Annotated in this window: 10 protein-coding genes; 5 read left to right on the top strand and 5 right to left on the bottom strand. The window is 32.7% G+C overall.

From position 1 onward, the window contains the following. Positions 1-433 precede the first annotated feature (433 nt). The 3 genes from FF52_RS03400 to FF52_RS03390 all read right to left on the bottom strand — a co-directional run bounded on the left by FF52_RS03400 (position 434) and on the right by FF52_RS03390 (position 6,304). Entirely contained in the window at positions 434-2,233 is a 1,800-nt protein-coding gene (locus FF52_RS03400) for a UvrD-helicase domain-containing protein (protein WP_008462937.1), read from the bottom strand. Between the two features lie 2 nt (positions 2,234-2,235). Then, positions 2,236-4,377, bottom strand: coding sequence for an ATP-dependent nuclease (locus FF52_RS03395; RefSeq protein WP_008462935.1), 2,142 nt, complete (start codon positions 4,375-4,377; stop codon positions 2,236-2,238). 235 nt (positions 4,378-4,612) lie between these two features. Then, positions 4,613-6,304, bottom strand: coding sequence for an amidohydrolase family protein (locus FF52_RS03390; RefSeq protein WP_008462933.1), 1,692 nt, complete (start codon positions 6,302-6,304; stop codon positions 4,613-4,615). A 604-nt stretch (positions 6,305-6,908) separates the two neighbouring features. On the opposite strand from FF52_RS03390, the gene FF52_RS03385 reads away from it, so the two are divergent. Beyond that, the gene (locus FF52_RS03385) at positions 6,909-7,325 is read left to right on the top strand and encodes a hypothetical protein (protein WP_008462932.1); all 417 of its coding nucleotides are present in this window, start codon (positions 6,909-6,911) and stop codon (positions 7,323-7,325) included. 164 nt (positions 7,326-7,489) lie between these two features. Here the strand turns inward: FF52_RS03385 and FF52_RS03375 are convergent, their stop codons facing one another. Then, entirely contained in the window at positions 7,490-11,599 is a 4,110-nt protein-coding gene (locus tag FF52_RS03375) for an NACHT domain-containing protein (RefSeq protein WP_008462931.1), read from the bottom strand. A 181-nt stretch (positions 11,600-11,780) separates the two neighbouring features. Next, on the bottom strand, positions 11,781-12,803 hold the full coding sequence (locus tag FF52_RS03370; protein WP_008462930.1) for a ComEC/Rec2 family competence protein: 1,023 nt from the start codon (positions 12,801-12,803) through the stop codon (positions 11,781-11,783). Between the two features lie 379 nt (positions 12,804-13,182). Between FF52_RS03370 and FF52_RS03365 the strand changes: the two genes are divergently transcribed. From FF52_RS03365 to FF52_RS03350, 4 genes are all read left to right on the top strand, one after another. Beyond that, entirely contained in the window at positions 13,183-13,692 is a 510-nt protein-coding gene (locus FF52_RS03365; protein ID WP_008462928.1) for a hypothetical protein, read from the top strand. Positions 13,693-13,698: 6 nt separating this feature from the next. Continuing rightward, positions 13,699-15,291 carry a hypothetical protein gene (locus FF52_RS03360; protein WP_008462927.1) on the top strand — a complete coding sequence of 531 codons (1,593 nt, stop codon included), beginning with the start codon at positions 13,699-13,701 and terminating at the stop codon, positions 15,289-15,291. 274 nt (positions 15,292-15,565) lie between these two features. Next, positions 15,566-16,561: an SDR family NAD(P)-dependent oxidoreductase gene (locus tag FF52_RS03355; RefSeq protein WP_008462926.1), complete on the top strand. Its 996-nt coding sequence runs from the start codon at positions 15,566-15,568 to the stop codon at positions 16,559-16,561. A gap of 30 nt (positions 16,562-16,591) precedes the next feature. Continuing rightward, on the top strand, positions 16,592-17,431 hold the full coding sequence (locus FF52_RS03350) for a helix-turn-helix domain-containing protein (RefSeq protein WP_008462925.1): 840 nt from the start codon (positions 16,592-16,594) through the stop codon (positions 17,429-17,431). Positions 17,432-17,435: the final 4 nt, after the last annotated feature.

The raw sequence follows: 17,435 nt of genomic DNA, 5'->3' as shown, positions 1-17,435 counted from the left end.
AATTATTTTACTTCTTCAAAAATAACAATACTTAAAAATCAATACATTACAGATAAATGGTACAAATAAGGTACAAAAGAAATCTAATTTATCTGTATTATATAGATAGTAAAAAAACTATTAAATGAAAGATTTGTTCGCACATCTGAACTATAAAGGACAAAATTCGAATCTTTTATTAGAAGATTTGAATTTTTTAGCGATCTCTATCTGAGTATGTTTTGTGAAGATAAAGTATATTAATATATTTAGATAGCAGGAAGAAGAATCCAAATTTCAGATAAAAATATAACCCCATTCTATTTCATACATACTGTTCAGGAAAACAAATTGAATATTATAGAGCGCTATTTTTAATAGCATAGGAGACTACAAAGAGATTAATAATATTTTTAGTTATTTCAACAATTTTGTATCAAGCAGCATTCCAAATTTATTCTTTAAAATAATTGTATTCGTATAACAATAAATGATCACAAGGAAGTTTACCATCTGGAGCATGGTACCAATGCACATCTCTATTAACCTCAGATATCAAATGCAAATTTTTTCTCGCCCTGGAAGCTAACACATACAATAGTTTTCTGGAATTATGAATTCCATTACTATCTTTAAAATGAGGAACATACCCATCCAGTAAACCAAAACCAATTACAGTATCGTACTCTTCTCCCTTAGTTCCATGAATTGTTGAGACAGTAATTCCCTCCCGTTGCTTAAAAACTTTTCTAAAGTTTTCAATTTCTCCAATAAATGGATTACCCTCTTTCACTAATCTTTGAATTCTCGCTTCCGAGCTTGCAAAAAACGAATTAAAATGCTCGTCAAGAACAGGGAAACTGGTCAATAAAACTTTAAGATGCTGGCAAATCTTAGTAAAGAAAATTCTTAGATAAGCTAATCCGTCTGTCTCATTTATTTCCAAAGAATTACAAATTTTAAGAAATTGTTTATTAGTAATCTTTGAAACATCTACCCCAGCGGAATCTAATTCATTCAGCACCTCTTTACTCCACCTAAGACGTTTTACATACATATAAGGTGATGGTTCTGTTAAAGCGATTCTAGAAACTTTAAACCAAAAGTTTTCAATATCGCGTGAAAATGGTGCCATTCCAGGTCCATCGAAACTGAAATCTGGTAGCTCAACCATCAGTCTTCTTGTAATACTTGCTATATGTATCCATTGTGGTGCCGCAATACAAATTTCATTTGGTGAAATGCCTTTATCAACATTCAAAATTATTAATCGTGTGATTTCTTTTATTAAGCCATCAACAGAAACTTTACTATTAAAAGTAATTACACTTGAATAATCTTTTTCACTGCCAGCTGGAATAATTGGTGTATCAAAAGTTTTGTAATAATCAAAATAGCCAATTATAGATGCTGAAGATCTATAGTTCTTATCAAGGCTTAGTGGAATCAAATTAAAGCCTAATAACTTCTCCAATTGAACTTGCGGCATTGGATACCCGCCTAAAGAATCATAAATAGACTGATTAGGATCACCAACAATTAATGTTTTTGAAGTTCCTTTACCTGCCTTTAATATTTTAGAAATTATATGATATTGTATTTCCTTTGTGTCCTGATATTCATCAATTAGAATAAACGGAAACATTTTATATAAGATATCCGCTATTACAGGTTTAGATTCAATTATTTTATATGCATAAAATAATATCTGTTCAAAATCAATCTGATGATTTTCCTTCAGAATCCTAAAATATTCTGCAATAATTTTTTTAAAAGAACTATATTTATTACTATCTGGACAGGTCAAATAAAACTTATCTGTTTTAGCAAGAATTCCGCAATCATAGTGTGTAATATCCTCCCTTCTGTAAGGTACACATAATTCACTAAGAATCTTTTCTGAATCATAAGAATTAATTACCTTAAAACCATTTTTTAATCTTTCTGAGTATAAATGATATGGCTTCAAAATCCATTCCATACAAAAAGAATGGATTGTACCTATCCATAATTGATCTGTTTTAACACCCAAAAGCTCTACCCTTTCTTTTATTTCATCGGCTGCCCTATTTGTATATGTTATAGCGATAACAAACTCTTTATTACTGGTCAGTTTACCTAATTCGTAAGCAATCTTAAATGTAAGAGTTCTAGTTTTACCACTGCCGGGACAAGCTATTAGTAGTACGCTTTCTTTTTCTAAGATAGCCTTTTCTTGCTCACTATTTAAGCTACCTTCTTCCCAAATAAACATATCTACTTAAATTTTTCAATTAAACTAAAAACCTGATCATTAGGAATTACAAGATCAAAATCAAAAATTAAATCTTCCAGATTTATTTCGCCGGCTCTATATCTTAAAAGTTCTGACCGACAACCTGTAAAATCGAGCAGATTATTATCCTCAAGATTCATCTTTATTCTATAATTTATCATATCTGCAATCATGTCTCGGGAGTATAACTCTTTCGCAAAAAATATTGCTTCTAATATATATCCAGGAACTACAGTTTTATAGGAAATATGTTTTCCAAGCATAATTGCAAACCAGCCTTTCCCTTCCTGTTTCGCCATCGTAAGTACGCGTTTCCCATATACAGCAACACTTGCATTGTCAATTTCTGACTCTGCTAAAACCCGAGTTGGTGGATCCACGTATACTGTATCGATTAATTTTTTAACTTCCCATGCATTTCCTTCAGTAATAAAATCAACTTCAAAAGTATATTTTGCGTAAAATGCCTTAACCCAGTCATTTCCGGCTTGAAATGCATCTAATTTTGCCTTCCTTGCCAGACCTTTCACTTTTGAACCCTCAACTTTCTTTTTATATTTTTTAATGGCGTCAGAATCCGCAACTACTTCACTAGTATCGCATATCGCGTCATCCAAATCTGTTAGGATAGCACATTTCCTCCTTATCCTGTCATCATGAAAAAGTTGTGCTACATTTTCAAAACCTGTACTTCTAATATTAATTAGACTGATTCCCAGTTCATCTAAATTTATTCCGAAAGCTTTCTTTATCATAACAGGAATAAGGATTTCTTCTGCATCGCCTTCTACTAAAATTACTCCTTTTGCAAATAAGAGATTTGTTCTTACTGCATCGAGATATCGTTGAATTTCCTCTATATTTTCAGGCTGTAATCCAGTTGATGGCTGGTAAGCTTCAGCATAATTAAATTTTTTTACTAGAATATTAATATTCTCGACGTTGCTTACCTCTGATATTTGTGTGGAATGAGTGGAATATATTATCTGTGTATCTTCATAATCCAATTTATCAAATAGCGTTTTTTGAATATGGTTATGAATATGAGCTTCAGGTTCTTCAATTATTAAAAAATTTGCAAATGAATCTTTTGATTTTCGATATTTAAACTCCAGTAGTTTTAAAGTAAGAAATATAAGATTTGCACCTCCTAAGCTCAATTCATTGATACCTCCTTCATGTCCTTCTCCTGGTTCGCCAATGAATAGCTTCAGTGATTGAAGCAATTTATCTGGTTCTTTTGGGACACTTGATCTTATAGATAGTGAAGAAGGAGAATACGTAAGCCCAACAGCATCTTGAATTGTAGATTTAATATCCGCTCTGATATGCTGAACGTCAGGAAGAGCTTCAATACTTTCGTTTAAACTCTTAACCAATTTATTTATTGGCTCATAATCTTTTTCTTTTATTTCACCGCTTTTATATTTCAAAAGCGCAAGCAGAGGATTAGTTCTATTATTATGAAAATCACTTACCACATCACGCAGCGCTTGAATAAAAGTAAAGGAAACTTCTTTTGCAACTGACAGTTGATGCGGAATCTTTGCCCCAAATAATGAAGAATCTATTGTAGAAGGAAAAATAACATTATTAAAATCACCAACAAGTTCTTTATAAACATCAGGGTCTGTAAAATCCACAGTGCTTTTTCCAGTAAAAAACGTCTCGTAATTATCCTGAATCGTAATATCTGCCAATAGAGTCTCCATTGAAGCAGTATCTCCTTCTTCCAATTCGGATAACTTCTTCCTAATATCCGCTTTGGGGCGAAAAAAAAGATTATATGATGCTTTTTTTACGTAATCTTTTTTCGCAATTCCCAGTCCATGAATAAATAATGACTGAATTGCTTCTTCATTGTTAAGGTCATCAAACTCAACACTAATAATAATCCAATGTCCTTTCCATTTTCCATTTTCCAATGTTCTGTTGAAGTCTCCCTCAGTAAGTTTATAAGCAAATGGAAGAGAGGTATCCTCCAAAAGCAACCTGATTGCTCTGAATAAGTTGGTTTTCCCTGCACCATTTTCACCTATAATGGTATTTATACCCTTCTTAAAGTAAAAATTTGCATTTACAAAATTTCTAAAATTAACTAGACTGACTTTAGATATAAACATTCAAATAATTTTTAAAATAAAATTAAAATTCACTTTTTTTTTAAGCTGCCAAATAAATGCTTTTTTCAAACTTCCCCAGAGCAGAAAATTAGTCTAAGTATTTTCAATCTTAGTATATATAAATACTCAGATTATTCATAATTTAGTACCATAAATTGATTTATAAAGGAAGGTCATCAGGTTCAATTTTCCATCCCGACTCTTAATGGCCGTTTGCTTGAAAGTTAAAAACAATTTATGATATAATCTCTTTTAAATCAGCAAGCCTACCTAAATACTCTTTATCATCTGCCCCTAGAAATTTGGTTCTTATTACTGGCTTTTTTAACTTATCCTTTGAATAAATCTCTAAAAGTTTATCTATTTGGATTAAAGATTTTTCCAAATTAAAATTAATATTCTTATTTAGGCTCACCGCTTTCTGATTTGAAAATTCCCCTTCACTTTCCGGGATTTTTTGAAAATCAACTTCCAATTTTTCGAAAAATGAAATATCTCCGTAAACAAATCTTCCATTTATCATTGAACATTTTATATCGTAATCCTCTGAATTGAATATTAGGTCTAGAGGATTCTCATATTTTTTAGGGTTTTTCAAAATAAAAAAATCTGCGTTGCTTCCAATATTTATTTTACACAGGTTTTCAATTCCAATTGCATTTGAAGGGTTTTTTGTTGCCATTTTAAATATTTCAAGATCAGAAATCCCTAAATTAAGCTTGTTACAAAACTGCTTTGCGAATTTCAACTCATCAAGCATATGCTTACTACCGCTTGGAGTCCAGTCAGTACCCAAACAAACATTTACACCAGAAGCCATAAGCCTATCAATTGGCAGCGTTTTATTGTATAAAATTAAATTTGAAACTGGGGACCAGACGATACTAATATTATATTCCTTGAGAAAGGAAATAACATCATCATCATCATAATTAAATCCGTTTGCGTGGACGAAAACCAGATTCGCAGTTTTTAGATTTTCTAAATTCTTGACATTCTTTTTCAAATCTTTTATCAATTCGTCCGCTTCTACTTTAGAATAACTATCCACCGTATTTTGGTCACCTGATCTACCTTCTCCAATATGCGCAATGGTAGAATGATAATTTGCATTGTTATTATTTACGGAGTCAATAAACTGTTTCAAAGGTCCTTCTCCATATTTATCTTTTGTAGAAACCGGATACCATGTCGAAGTATCTTCTGTAGATGAACCGTCCGGTTTCCATGCACTGCATTTGTTAATGTCATTTCCTCTTAAACATGGCTTATAAAAATCAACAATTGCATATATCTTCTTAGCTTCATTGATACCCATATCTAATGAATTACCTGTATTTCTAATTATAAAGTTCTTTTCCTCTGGATGCTCATCATCCAGTCTAAGTGTTTGCAGCAAAACGCCAGTACCGCCGCAAACAGCCATAATTTCGGATATTATTGCATGTACTTTCTGAATTTCACTTAAAGCCAGTGTCTTATATAACTCTAAATAATCTACATTATCCTTAAGAGATAATACATTAAAAAAACCTTCAGGAAGATCCATGCTTAAAAAGCTTTCAATTACAGAAGGCTCTGTAACCCAACCATCTTTTATAAAGTTTACTAAATCTGATATTTCTAATTTATAATTGACAGCATTACGCCATTGATGCCGTGAGCTCCATATATTTTTAGAATCCCAAATTGGCAAGATGTTATACCCTATATGAGCGTGCAGGTTTATAAAATTAGGATAAATTACTTCGTCATTTTCAAGTTCTATCTTACAAAAAGCTTCAACAAGTTCTTTGCGCGGAAGACCATCAAGAATTTGGATTATTTTACCTTGTGAAATAAAGATAGACTTTTTAGATAGTGAATTATTTTCAATATCGTATAAATTTCCAATAACGCAAAACTGATTTCCTGATGAGATTAACATAATAGTTATTTTTTAAATTTATAAGCGTCAATTTAATTCCTGCAATAAAATCTTTTCAAAACAATACAGCGCCGAAGAATTAGTTACTTTTTATTTTTCATACCAACCCACTCTTCAAGAATATTAAGCAAGAAAGCAAATATCTATATTTTTACAATTACAGCATCGCGTACTTTTACGCCATTTGATATCTAAATATATGAATCTTAGTAAATCAACCAAAATCTTAAAAAGGAAGTACATTATTTACTTATAATTAAAAGCGATAAATTAAAAGGATAAAATAGAAGATAAAGCATTAATCAAAGTCTTTCAAAAATTTTCTGAATTTAAAACCTCAGATAAAGAACATCTTGTAAAAATCTTATTCCACCGACTAATATTGATTTTAAAACAGGAGCTCATTCTTGGGACTTCAAATCATTGTTCAGCTTCGATTATATCTGTAATAAAGTCACTTTTAGACGGTTGAGAAAAACAAAACGATTGACTTGTAATCTATTATTGTTTTATTAATCAGATTTTAACAATGTTAAAAATCACGATCAATTAACTTTTTTTCAAAAAAAATCATTCAATTTGTAATGAAAAAAAAACATATAAAATGAAAGAATCTGATATAGAAGAGATATTCCAAGAAGCATTAGCAGTTGCTTTTTATGATGCTATAGAAAATGAACCTGCTGTTGTTTCACTAATCTTTAAAACCCCAAACGAAGCGGAAAAACCATATAATTTTTTAAAAAATAAACTTAGTAAAGATGAAGTTTGCTTAGTATTAAAACCAGCAAATGATGATAAAATAAATCTAACCTTTATTGATAAGAAAAACAATCAGGTTTATAATGTGGAAAACATTACTTACCAAGAGCCAAACTTTGAGGGCTTTAAGAAAAAATACAAAGAAAAATATTGTTTATTTTTAACTATGTTCATTAGTGCAGGAGAAGTAGTAGTATCTTCCGAGTGCCAAGATCCAATGCTTATTAATGAAATTATTTTTCAAAATTCAGAAGAATAAATAAAAAAGCAACATTTCTATCATATTTTTTCAGAGATTTTGCCGGCACTTCCGGAACAGCTTTGTATGAAGTGTTTTTTTTTAACTTACAGGAGTTTATTTCATCCTTACAATTAATCAAAAAGCAGCTGAGCTTTTGATAATTTTCTGTTGTTAGTCTTGCATTAATCGATAATTTCTTCAACCTTCTGGATTGCTTTCGAAAATTCCATTGGTTTAGATTTAAAGTTGTAATGAGCATTTTTAGACAAATCAAGAAGGTAATTGATATAAAAAATTTCTGCATCACGACCGTTTGGTTCTACTCTGCTTTTTATTTCGTTAAGTTTTCTTTGGGTATTGAAAAAATCTATATCCGTCTCTGATAAGTTAGAAATGTATGATTTTAAAAAGTCAATACTGTAATTGTACATATTAGCTTGATAGTTCTCTCCAAATATGAAAAAAAATAATTTTTCAAGAACATCATAATTCACAATCCTATAAGCCCCGTGAAAACTAAGATTGTTCTCCCCATTTTTCAGCATATTGTAATAATAAACTATCGCCTCGGGACTGTTAGACTGGAATAAAACAAGCAAGGCGTCAAAAGAAAAGAAACTGCGGTTCTTTTCTGAGTCTAATAGTTCTATCGCCTTTCTCACACAGAACTCATTCTCTATAGAATTTTTCAGCATTATTTTTACAGCCGACCAGCATTTAGTAGTCGAAACATCTTCGGCGCAATCTTTTATGAAATCTACATCACCGGTCAGATCAAAATATTGCTCCAGTTTGGGATCAAAATTATATCCTAATTTCTGTTTAGAGAGATATCCTTTTACAGCAGGCATAGCATCCAAAAGTTTATGATTTAGAGCATATACAATGTGCCTTTCTAAAATAGATGAAAACATATTGCTGTATTTTAAATTATATATAATCCTATTGTTAAATAGATGCTGATCGTTTATCTTGTTTGACAGATATTCTAAATCTATATTACTGGCAAAATTGTCAACCTCATAAAATTCAACTGCCTGCAGCAAAAAGTCTTTGGCCAGTTCAAAATCAAGATTTTTATGAAATCTCAAAACAGTTTCCAGTTTAAAATAATCACTGCCATAAGTAAACTCCGTTTGGTTTTTAACATTAATTATTTCATTAAAATTAATCTCTAAAGTTTTTTTATGACACCAAGCCACTATCAACTGTTTCTGATTTTCAGAGACAATAAATTTTTCATGGGACTTTTCATCTGAAATCAATAAGGAAATGCAGTAAAACAGAGCGAAATCATTATCCACAATTTCCTTTACGGATTCAAGATTGACAGGCCCCCCAGAATCCCAAAGCACATCCTGCAGAAATTTTAAACATCCGTCAACAGGCATTCCATAATTCCCATAGTACCCGTACCATTTTTCTTCAAGTTTAGAAATGACCTCTTGATTTATCTCTTTACTGCCGCTTTTATTAAAAATTAATTCAATCTCTTTCATAAAAGCTTCTTTATCAAAAAAAATATCAAAATTGCGCTGCATCCTCACCAAACGCATTTTCATACGTTCATCATTTTCTCGTTCGCTATTAAGGTTAGCTGAAGGCACAAAACCTTCAGTGCTCATCATTTCTTCAAAATCCCTGCTTAATTTTTTATCTGCATTGTTATAATATAGATTAGAACGGAAAGCATGTACTTCCTCAGCATTGATTTTTCCTTCTTTATAATAGTTCTTTATCAGCTCTAAAACATTTTTGTCCGCAATGGCCCCTAAGTGATAGCTTACAATCTGAAAAGCATTGTTTTTTAACAAAAATTCCGCAGCCCCTAAAATATTAGAGCTGTTTCTGATCATTTCACTAATGAGTGTATCTCGTCTGAAATAATTCAAATTTCCGCCGACTGCCGTAAGGAAACGAATAATGAAAGCATTATCCTGCTTTCCAAAATAAACAGTTCTCTCGACTGCACCTGATGCAAAAGTGCCGCTGGCACGTATCATTTTCTGCTTAATAAAATAATGCGCAACCAAATCTATAAAATGGCTCGAATCATTAAATCTCATAATAAGTTCTTCTAAAAGCCAGTTATTTCCTCCCACCGATTTATCTTCCTCTTCCCTTTTAACTATTTTATGATTCAGTAAAAATTCAGCTTTAATAAAATCAAATAACCTATCTGGATCCTCGTAATCCCTTATCATCATTAGAAGCGCACTGTTAATCTCTCTATTTGTTTCATTTTTAAAAACTTGAAAGACATGATCTAAAAACTTCTGATCATCTTTGACAACCCTAATGCCTGTAATACAGTTTATAATTCCTGATTTAATTGTCTTTAAAACTGTTTGATCTTCCAAATAGCCAATAAAGACCATTTTTATGTCTTCTTTCTCATTTTCCGATAAAGTAAAATAACTGATAAGATATAAAGCCGACACTACTATCCTTATATGTGAGATGTTATCTTTAATATGGCCAAGCAGAAACTTAAGATTCTCACTGCTGTCTGCAAACTCTCCTATCTCCCGCATAGTCAGCGTTTTGCCGCTGTCAATCCAGAGAGATTTTTCCAAACATTCTTTTATAAAATAATCCTGAAAAACTTTTACTCTAATCTGCTCAATTCTGCTGCGCTCTGCTTTGAACAAAAATTCAGGTTCATTCACTCCAATCCAATCTATAAATTCATTGAATTTATCTATTTCTAAAATGTTGATTAAAAAGGTTATCGTATTAAAAAGTAAAGGATGCATTGTATTGGTGTTGGGGATCAGAACAAAATGTTTAATTTCTTTTACTTCAAGCATGGAAAGAGCGGAAGCCGCAAAAAATTCCTGATAATTTTTATGTTTGAATTTAAAACTCTTTTTATCAAAAGACTTCTCCAGAAAATTAAGCTTCTGGAATTTTTTAAAATTAACTCCAAATAAAACTTTTAATTCATCAATTGTAAAACTGACCTTTCTTGTCAGTTCGAGGGTCAGCGCGAAAAGAGTATAAAGATCTATTTCCTGATCATTTAATTCACTTTTAATTTCTTTGTAAATTTCTAAGATATTTTCTGGAACCCTGCTGTTCTTATTATAATAGAGTCCCAGCCTGTCAAGCATAAAGGGATCAGCCAGAACATCCTTAAATTTATTTTTATCGATTCTGTCAAATACTTCTTTTCCTATTGAAAACTTGCGATTTAAAAAATCGTAACTCTGATAGAAATCAAAGCCGTTAAGATAGAATTTTTCTGGTTCTAAAACTTCAAGTTCATTATTATAAGCATAACTCCTGCACGATACGATAATTTTTATGCTGATTTCTCTATCCTCTTTGAGAAGTTTTACTTCATCAGCAAACTTCTTTTTAAAGTCAAACTCATCCCACGCATCTAGTAGCAGTATTATTTTTTTACTCTTTTTCCAATCTTTCGGAAGAATTTCTTCTATTTTACTAAACAGTTTAACATTTGACAAACTAATAAATATAGGAGTAATTTCTAATGTTGAAATTCTTTCGCTGAAATAGTTAGCGGTCTTAATAAGTTCAGTAGTTTTTCCGGCTCCAGGCTCACCCAACAAAAGGATACAATCAAATCCTTTTAAAACTTCAAGCAGGGTGAACTCATTAAAATGAAATGATTTTGAAGCAGAATTTACAGTTCTCTGAATGTAGAAATTCTCATTCTTTACTCCATTTGCTTCTTCAAGATATGTGGTTTTCTGAGACTTTTTTGTAAAATCCGGCACTTCTCCTTTAGATCGGAATAAAATGCTGAAATAATTCAGAATCTGCTCTCGTTCTTTAGCATTGGGGCTTTTGAAAATAGTATTTTCATATACCTCTTTGTATATAACTTCATTTAATGATAGAATTTCATCAACCCTGCTGTTGGGAGTTAAAATTATAGTTCTAAATTTAAAGGAACTCTGAAAATAATCCTCTAATTCTTTTGCATTGCAGTCTTTCGGACTTTTCTTTAAATCAGCCTTTGGTGATAAAAAAATAAATATTGAATTCTCTTTATAAAAATCAGAGCGGGAAAACTGTAAAAGTTTAGTATGAAGCTGTGACTGTTCTAATTTAGTTTTAGCGTAATTTTTGCATTCTATGTAAACTGATCTGCTGAAAAAGTGATCATTCAGCACCGCTATCTGGAAACCGACGTCAAAGCCATTTTGTGTTCCAGCACCCTGAACCCAGCCGTTATTGACCTGAAGTCCGATTTCCTTAAAAAGTTCATCGAAAAAATCTTTTGTCAAATTCTCAAAATGGCTCCCCAATTCCTGACTGGTCATATTGGTATATATTTAAATTATTAAATCAGATTTATTAGATGACAGAAATAATTGCGATTGTTAAGCACCTGATTTTTTGAGTATTTTATAAGTTTCAATATTAGATTAGGGGCCTAATTTATAACTGCATTGCATTGTAGTCGATAAAGTCAATACAACTAATTTTTTAAGTGTATATTTTTTAAAATTCTAAATCACCAAATTCTTTTGTGGTCTTTACAATTCTGCCTGCTTTTTTTCTTAAGCATGCTATAACCTCAGCATCTTCATGAATATTACCGGAATTATAAGCTATTTCTGGATTTATTATTTCAATAAGCTCTTTTGATATATTGTTGTTGCTGCCATGATGCGGTATTTTTAAAAATCTCACGTCTTTTATGGATTCAGGATAACCTTCTGTCTCTTTAAGAGATTCTATTCCTGCATCTGCTGTAAAGAGATACCTTCCATCTTCACAATCAAATCGTATTATAGCGCTTGCCTTGTTTGTCGCGGTTATATCGCTTCTGGTTTTCAACAGGCTGCAAGGATCTGCAGATGTAAAATTTTCCTTTAAGATATTTTGTTTAATGAGATGAATATATTCGTCTTGAAACAATTGCAAGAGACTTTGAGGTTTACCAAAAACTTTGTCAAAGTAATTCCTTTTTGGCCCGATAACTTTGATCTCCTCCCAGCCTTCAATTTTACATTCACCTACAATAGGTTCTTCTGTAATGATCTGGTATGCTTGTATTTTATCTAATAATATATTAAGATCCTCAACAGTTTCTATAATCAGCTTATATTCATCATGATGTTCCGCACTGAGATAATTTTGATGGAGTAAATATGCATCCGTAGTAGTAAGCACTTTTTGATTATTTTCAATATGTTCCAAAACTAGCGGAGCGGCATTTAATGAATCCTTAAGGACACCTTGAGGCTGATGGACCCAAACTTTTTTTATCTTATTTTTGAAATGGTCAATAATTGCTATAATACCAGCTATATGGTCGCTGTCATAATGCGTGCATACCACTAAATCAGGTCCTTCCTTTTCCATTTCGTCACAGCATTTTTCCAGCTCATTTATAACTTTTGAGGAATAGCTTTTTTTACCGCCATCTATTACTATAAGAAGAGAATCTTCATCATTATAGGCTTTTATGACTATTGCATCTCCATCTTTTACATTCAGAATTTTACCTGATATTTTCATACAATATGCGTTTTTACTGATAAAAAAAATACTCGTCTAAGATATAAATTAATTAAGTTAATTCGAATATAATAATAAACTTCTATGCCAGTAGAGAGTGTCAAATAAACTTCAATTATACTCTACATTTATGATTTACAGTTTGTCTCTAAGCCTAAAATTGGCTTGTTTTTTTACAATTCTGCTATAGTTATTTTAAAACCAGTATTTATACTTGGATCAAAAACTTTTTTATTTTTTAAATTTAAAACTTTAAAAACCAACAAATTAACAGCAATAAAAAGCTTATTTATTTTATAAAATAAATTTTAGACACAGCAAATGCAGGTTTGACTCAAGACAGCTAACCAAAACCAAAAAAATAATCTCAAAAGTAATTATGAAAAATTCACATCTAAAGATTTTAGAAATCTTAAATTCAGAATCCGAATTTAAATTGGAAGATCAAAACAAGGCATCTTTTATCCTTGGCAAGGAAGATAAAAAATATATTAAAGGAACAATGTCAATTTATGGGGAACATCCATTCAGCCTTATAGTAAACGATACCAACTACAAGACTCCGTATCTTGCAAAAAAAATCAGAAATGCTGCTGCGGAACTTAATCTAGAATTTTATAAAGAGCAGAATAAGCTGTCATTTTTCGCTTCACTGGGGCCAGGTGACAATATTTGGGTTCGTTCAGATGGACATGGTAATTTAACTATTGGACAAGAAGTAATTTTGCGTCGAGGAACAGCATTTTATAGAATTGGAGCATATCCTTTACTCTGCAATCCTGTGGGCAGTCTTAAGCAAAATATCCCATCCATTTTTAATGGCTATCAATCAGAAAAATGCGACCCTACTTCCGTTGCAAAGAACTATGCAATATTCCAACTTCAATAAGATAAGATGAAAAAAAAAATACTTTTATTCCTGAGTATACTCCTATTTGTAGGCTGCGCCAAAGCTGTTATTACTAATACCCATGAGGGAAAATATAAATCCACGACATATATAAATACATCACAACGTCAAACTGTAAGGGATGAATCTTATCAAATATCTCCTATAATCAACCGTGTTGCTGTTGTTCCTCTTGAAAAGCAGCCGAAAGAAAAATCAGAAAAACCGCTTTCACCCGACAAATATCCTCAAAGTGTTTCAAAAGAGATTATAAAAGCATATGCAAAACTAGCAGGCACAAATGGAGCAGAATTTATAAAGCTAATGAAAGAGCCGCTATCTGTGGTAGATAAACCTGATGATCTAAAGACCGATTACAGCAAGGTCACAGTAAGGCTCAATTTCACTTTTGTAAATGAATTTCTAAAAAATGATGATCTCCATCATCCAAACATAAGAATTGAATATCTAAATACAACAGTAACACCTATAAGTGATAATTTTGTATTTTATGATGTGGATAAATTCCAAAATGTAGTAAAATCTGTTGACGTTGGTACCTTAAATAGAACACAGAACGTAAAATTTGGAGCGGAATTAAACGGCTCATACGGAGCTGGAATTGAAAATACAACAGGCAGCTCTAACGGAAGGAATTTGACAGGCACACAAAACCTTACCCAAAACAGCTATGATCCTAACAACAATCTAACAGGCGTATTATATAACGGTGCCACCGACACAGTCACTTCCGGCAGCACAAACACCGGCAAGACAACATTAGGGCTTAACGCTGCTGCTAAAGCAAATTATGAAAATGCTGTTGGCATTACTGAAAATGCAAATTTAAAACATGATATCTTAAGTTCAGGCTATTCTTTTGACAACAAGCATTTGACTGTAATGAAGCGGGGGTTTCCTCTAAATGAAATCCCTAATGAAACATACGTTACAACCACCTTAAAATTTAAGAATTCAGATGGAAACAATACTGCTGTATCGTCCACAGTATTTAAAGGATACGAGCTTTTCAACGCAGGGAGACCGGTTAAGGCAGACCAGGCTGTTTTCAAATCCAGAACTGTAAATTACAATAAATGCTCTGGCGAGAAAAAAATTTCTTTGCAGGCAGTTTATGACGGCATGATCAGGGTAGTTGCCAATAAAAGTAAAAACAATAAAGGAGAGTATGATGATGTGGTTGAATATCGCACATTTGAAAATATAAGAATTCCTGATATCGAACTAGATCTAAATGATTACTGCAGCAAAGTCTATAAAATTGTAATAGAAGATGGTAAAAAGGAATACACCCTCTATATCAAATCTGCCAACACCGCCTTGATGGAAATGCAGTTTTTCCAAGATGATAACTATGAAGAGTTCATAACATGGCTTACAAATATTACAAAAACATCAGATTACAAAGATCTTAAAACTTCAAAATACATTTTCTCTTTTTCATGTATAGATTTTACCACAGGTACCTCTCTTTGCTCAGATGTTGAACTGATAGGCGATACAATGGATGCCGCTAAACTAACAGCTTTAAAGAATTTTTTAAAAGGTAAAACCTTTAAAGCGAAAGAAATAAATTGATTCAAATTTTATTCAAAATTACAGTAGACTAGATCGCATCATTATGATTCAATATTAATTTAGAAATTCCCTACTAAGATAAAATTTATATGATGAAGAATATTTAAACTAATTTATCGGCTGCATTAAAAGAAAATTTAATTTCCGTTCAATTATTATTTTTGATTTCTGGCGTATGGACGTTTAAACAAAACAAATCCGGACGTTTGAACAAAATAGCTTATCCATATCCCTCCTAACTTTGTCCCATCACAAAATTTAAAAATTAAAAAAAATGGAACAGAATAATTATCAGGGTGCTTTACAGCAGCCTACAGGATCAGGATTTAATGCCAAGTCTACAGCAGCAGACATTATTAAAGGAATCGATCTTACAGGAAAAAATATCATTGTAACAGGCGGAAATACTGGAATTGGCCTTGAAACGGTTAAAACATTTTTGGCTGCAGGCGCAAATGTGATCGTACCAGCACGAGATACAGCAAAAGCGAAAAAAAACTTAAATGGCACAGCAAATGTCACTATAGAGGAAATGGATTTAATGAATCCTTCCTCAATAAACAACTTTGCTAAAAAGTTTTTGCTTACGGAAAAACCGTTGCATCTTCTCGTTAACAATGCAGGAATTATGTGGGTGCCTCTTCGCAGAGATGAACGTGGGTATGAATCGCAGCTGGCTACCAATTATCTCGCTTTATTTCAGCTGACAGCGAAATTATGGCCTGCCTTGAAAAAAGCACAAGGCGCAAGAGTGGTCAATGTATCTTCAGGCGGCCATCAATTTTCTGACTTTAATTTTGAAGATCCTAATTTTTTAAACCGCGATTATGAAACTTTATTGGGATATGGCCAGTCAAAAACTGCGGTAAACCTTTTTTCACTCGAACTCGACAGCCGCGGCAAAGACTATGCCGTACGCAGCTATTCCTTATGTCCGGGTGCTGTGGGTGAAACTGAATTAGCAAGAGAGGCTCCAGCAGATCTGTTTCAAAAACTTGGCTTTACTGATGCTGAAGGGAATATATTACCTGAAGTAGCCGCTTCATTAAAAACTGTACCTCAGGGTGCTGCCACAACAGTATGGGCTTCCACAAGTCCTATGCTAAATAATATTGGAGGTGTTTACTGCGAGAATTCCGATATAGCCGGCCTGAATTCAGACAAAGCAGCCATTGGAGGCATTAAGCCTTATTCATTGGACGAAAAAAATGCTAAAAGATTGTGGCTTTTAAGTGAGCAGCTGACAGGAATTACATTTGATATGCGCTAATATTTGTACCTTTACAGCCGCACCCGCATTATGGATTATCAGGTCAATTATATCAGTCCGGAAATTAAACTTTCCCATTATACAGGAAAACTGTTTAAAACAGAAGCTGCGTTTTCTGATCATCTGCTGGTGTGGCTGATTTCAGGTGAAACCAAAATCATTCAGGCAGACCAGAGTTTTGTATTTGGTCCCGGAAGAACTTTTCTGATCCCGAGAAATCAGCTTGCCACCATCATCAATAAGCCTAAAGACGGCATGCCGCACATGGCGGCCGCTATGCATCTATCAACTAAAAGACTAAGGGAATTTTACGGACAGGAAAATGAAAGGCCGAAACCTGTACGCTCCACCATCTTCACTTTTAATAAACATCCGCTGCTTGAAAGCTGTCTGGCTTCTCTGATTCCTTATTTTGAAATCCAGCAGGATTTCCCGGAACCTATTGCATCCTTAAAAATAACAGAAGCCATAACCATTCTTCGTACCATTGACAAGGAAATTGATGCAGTGCTTGCAGACTTTGAAGAACCTGGCAAAATGGACCTGATCCCTTTTATGGAGAAAAATTTTATGTTCAATATGACTCTGGAAAAGTTTGGTTACCTCACGGGCCGCAGCCTCACCACCTTTAAACGCGATTTCCATAAAGCCTTTCATGACACGCCGCAGCGCTGGCTCACCAGAAAAAGACTCGAACTGGCATATTATCATCTTACTGAAAAAAACAAAAATCCTGTTGAAGTTTACTACCAGACGGGCTTTGAGAATTTATCCCATTTTTCATATGCTTTCAAGAAATATTTTGGGCACACTCCCACTGAGGTAAGGAGTAAGTCCAATAGTCTTCCAGACAATTTATCTTCAAAATAGTAAA

Origin of the sequence: Flavobacterium sp. F52 (assembly GCF_000278705.1) — a bacterium.
GTDB lineage: Bacteria > Bacteroidota > Bacteroidia > Flavobacteriales > Flavobacteriaceae > Flavobacterium > Flavobacterium anhuiense.
This window is presented reverse-complemented; position numbering and strand designations above follow the sequence as displayed.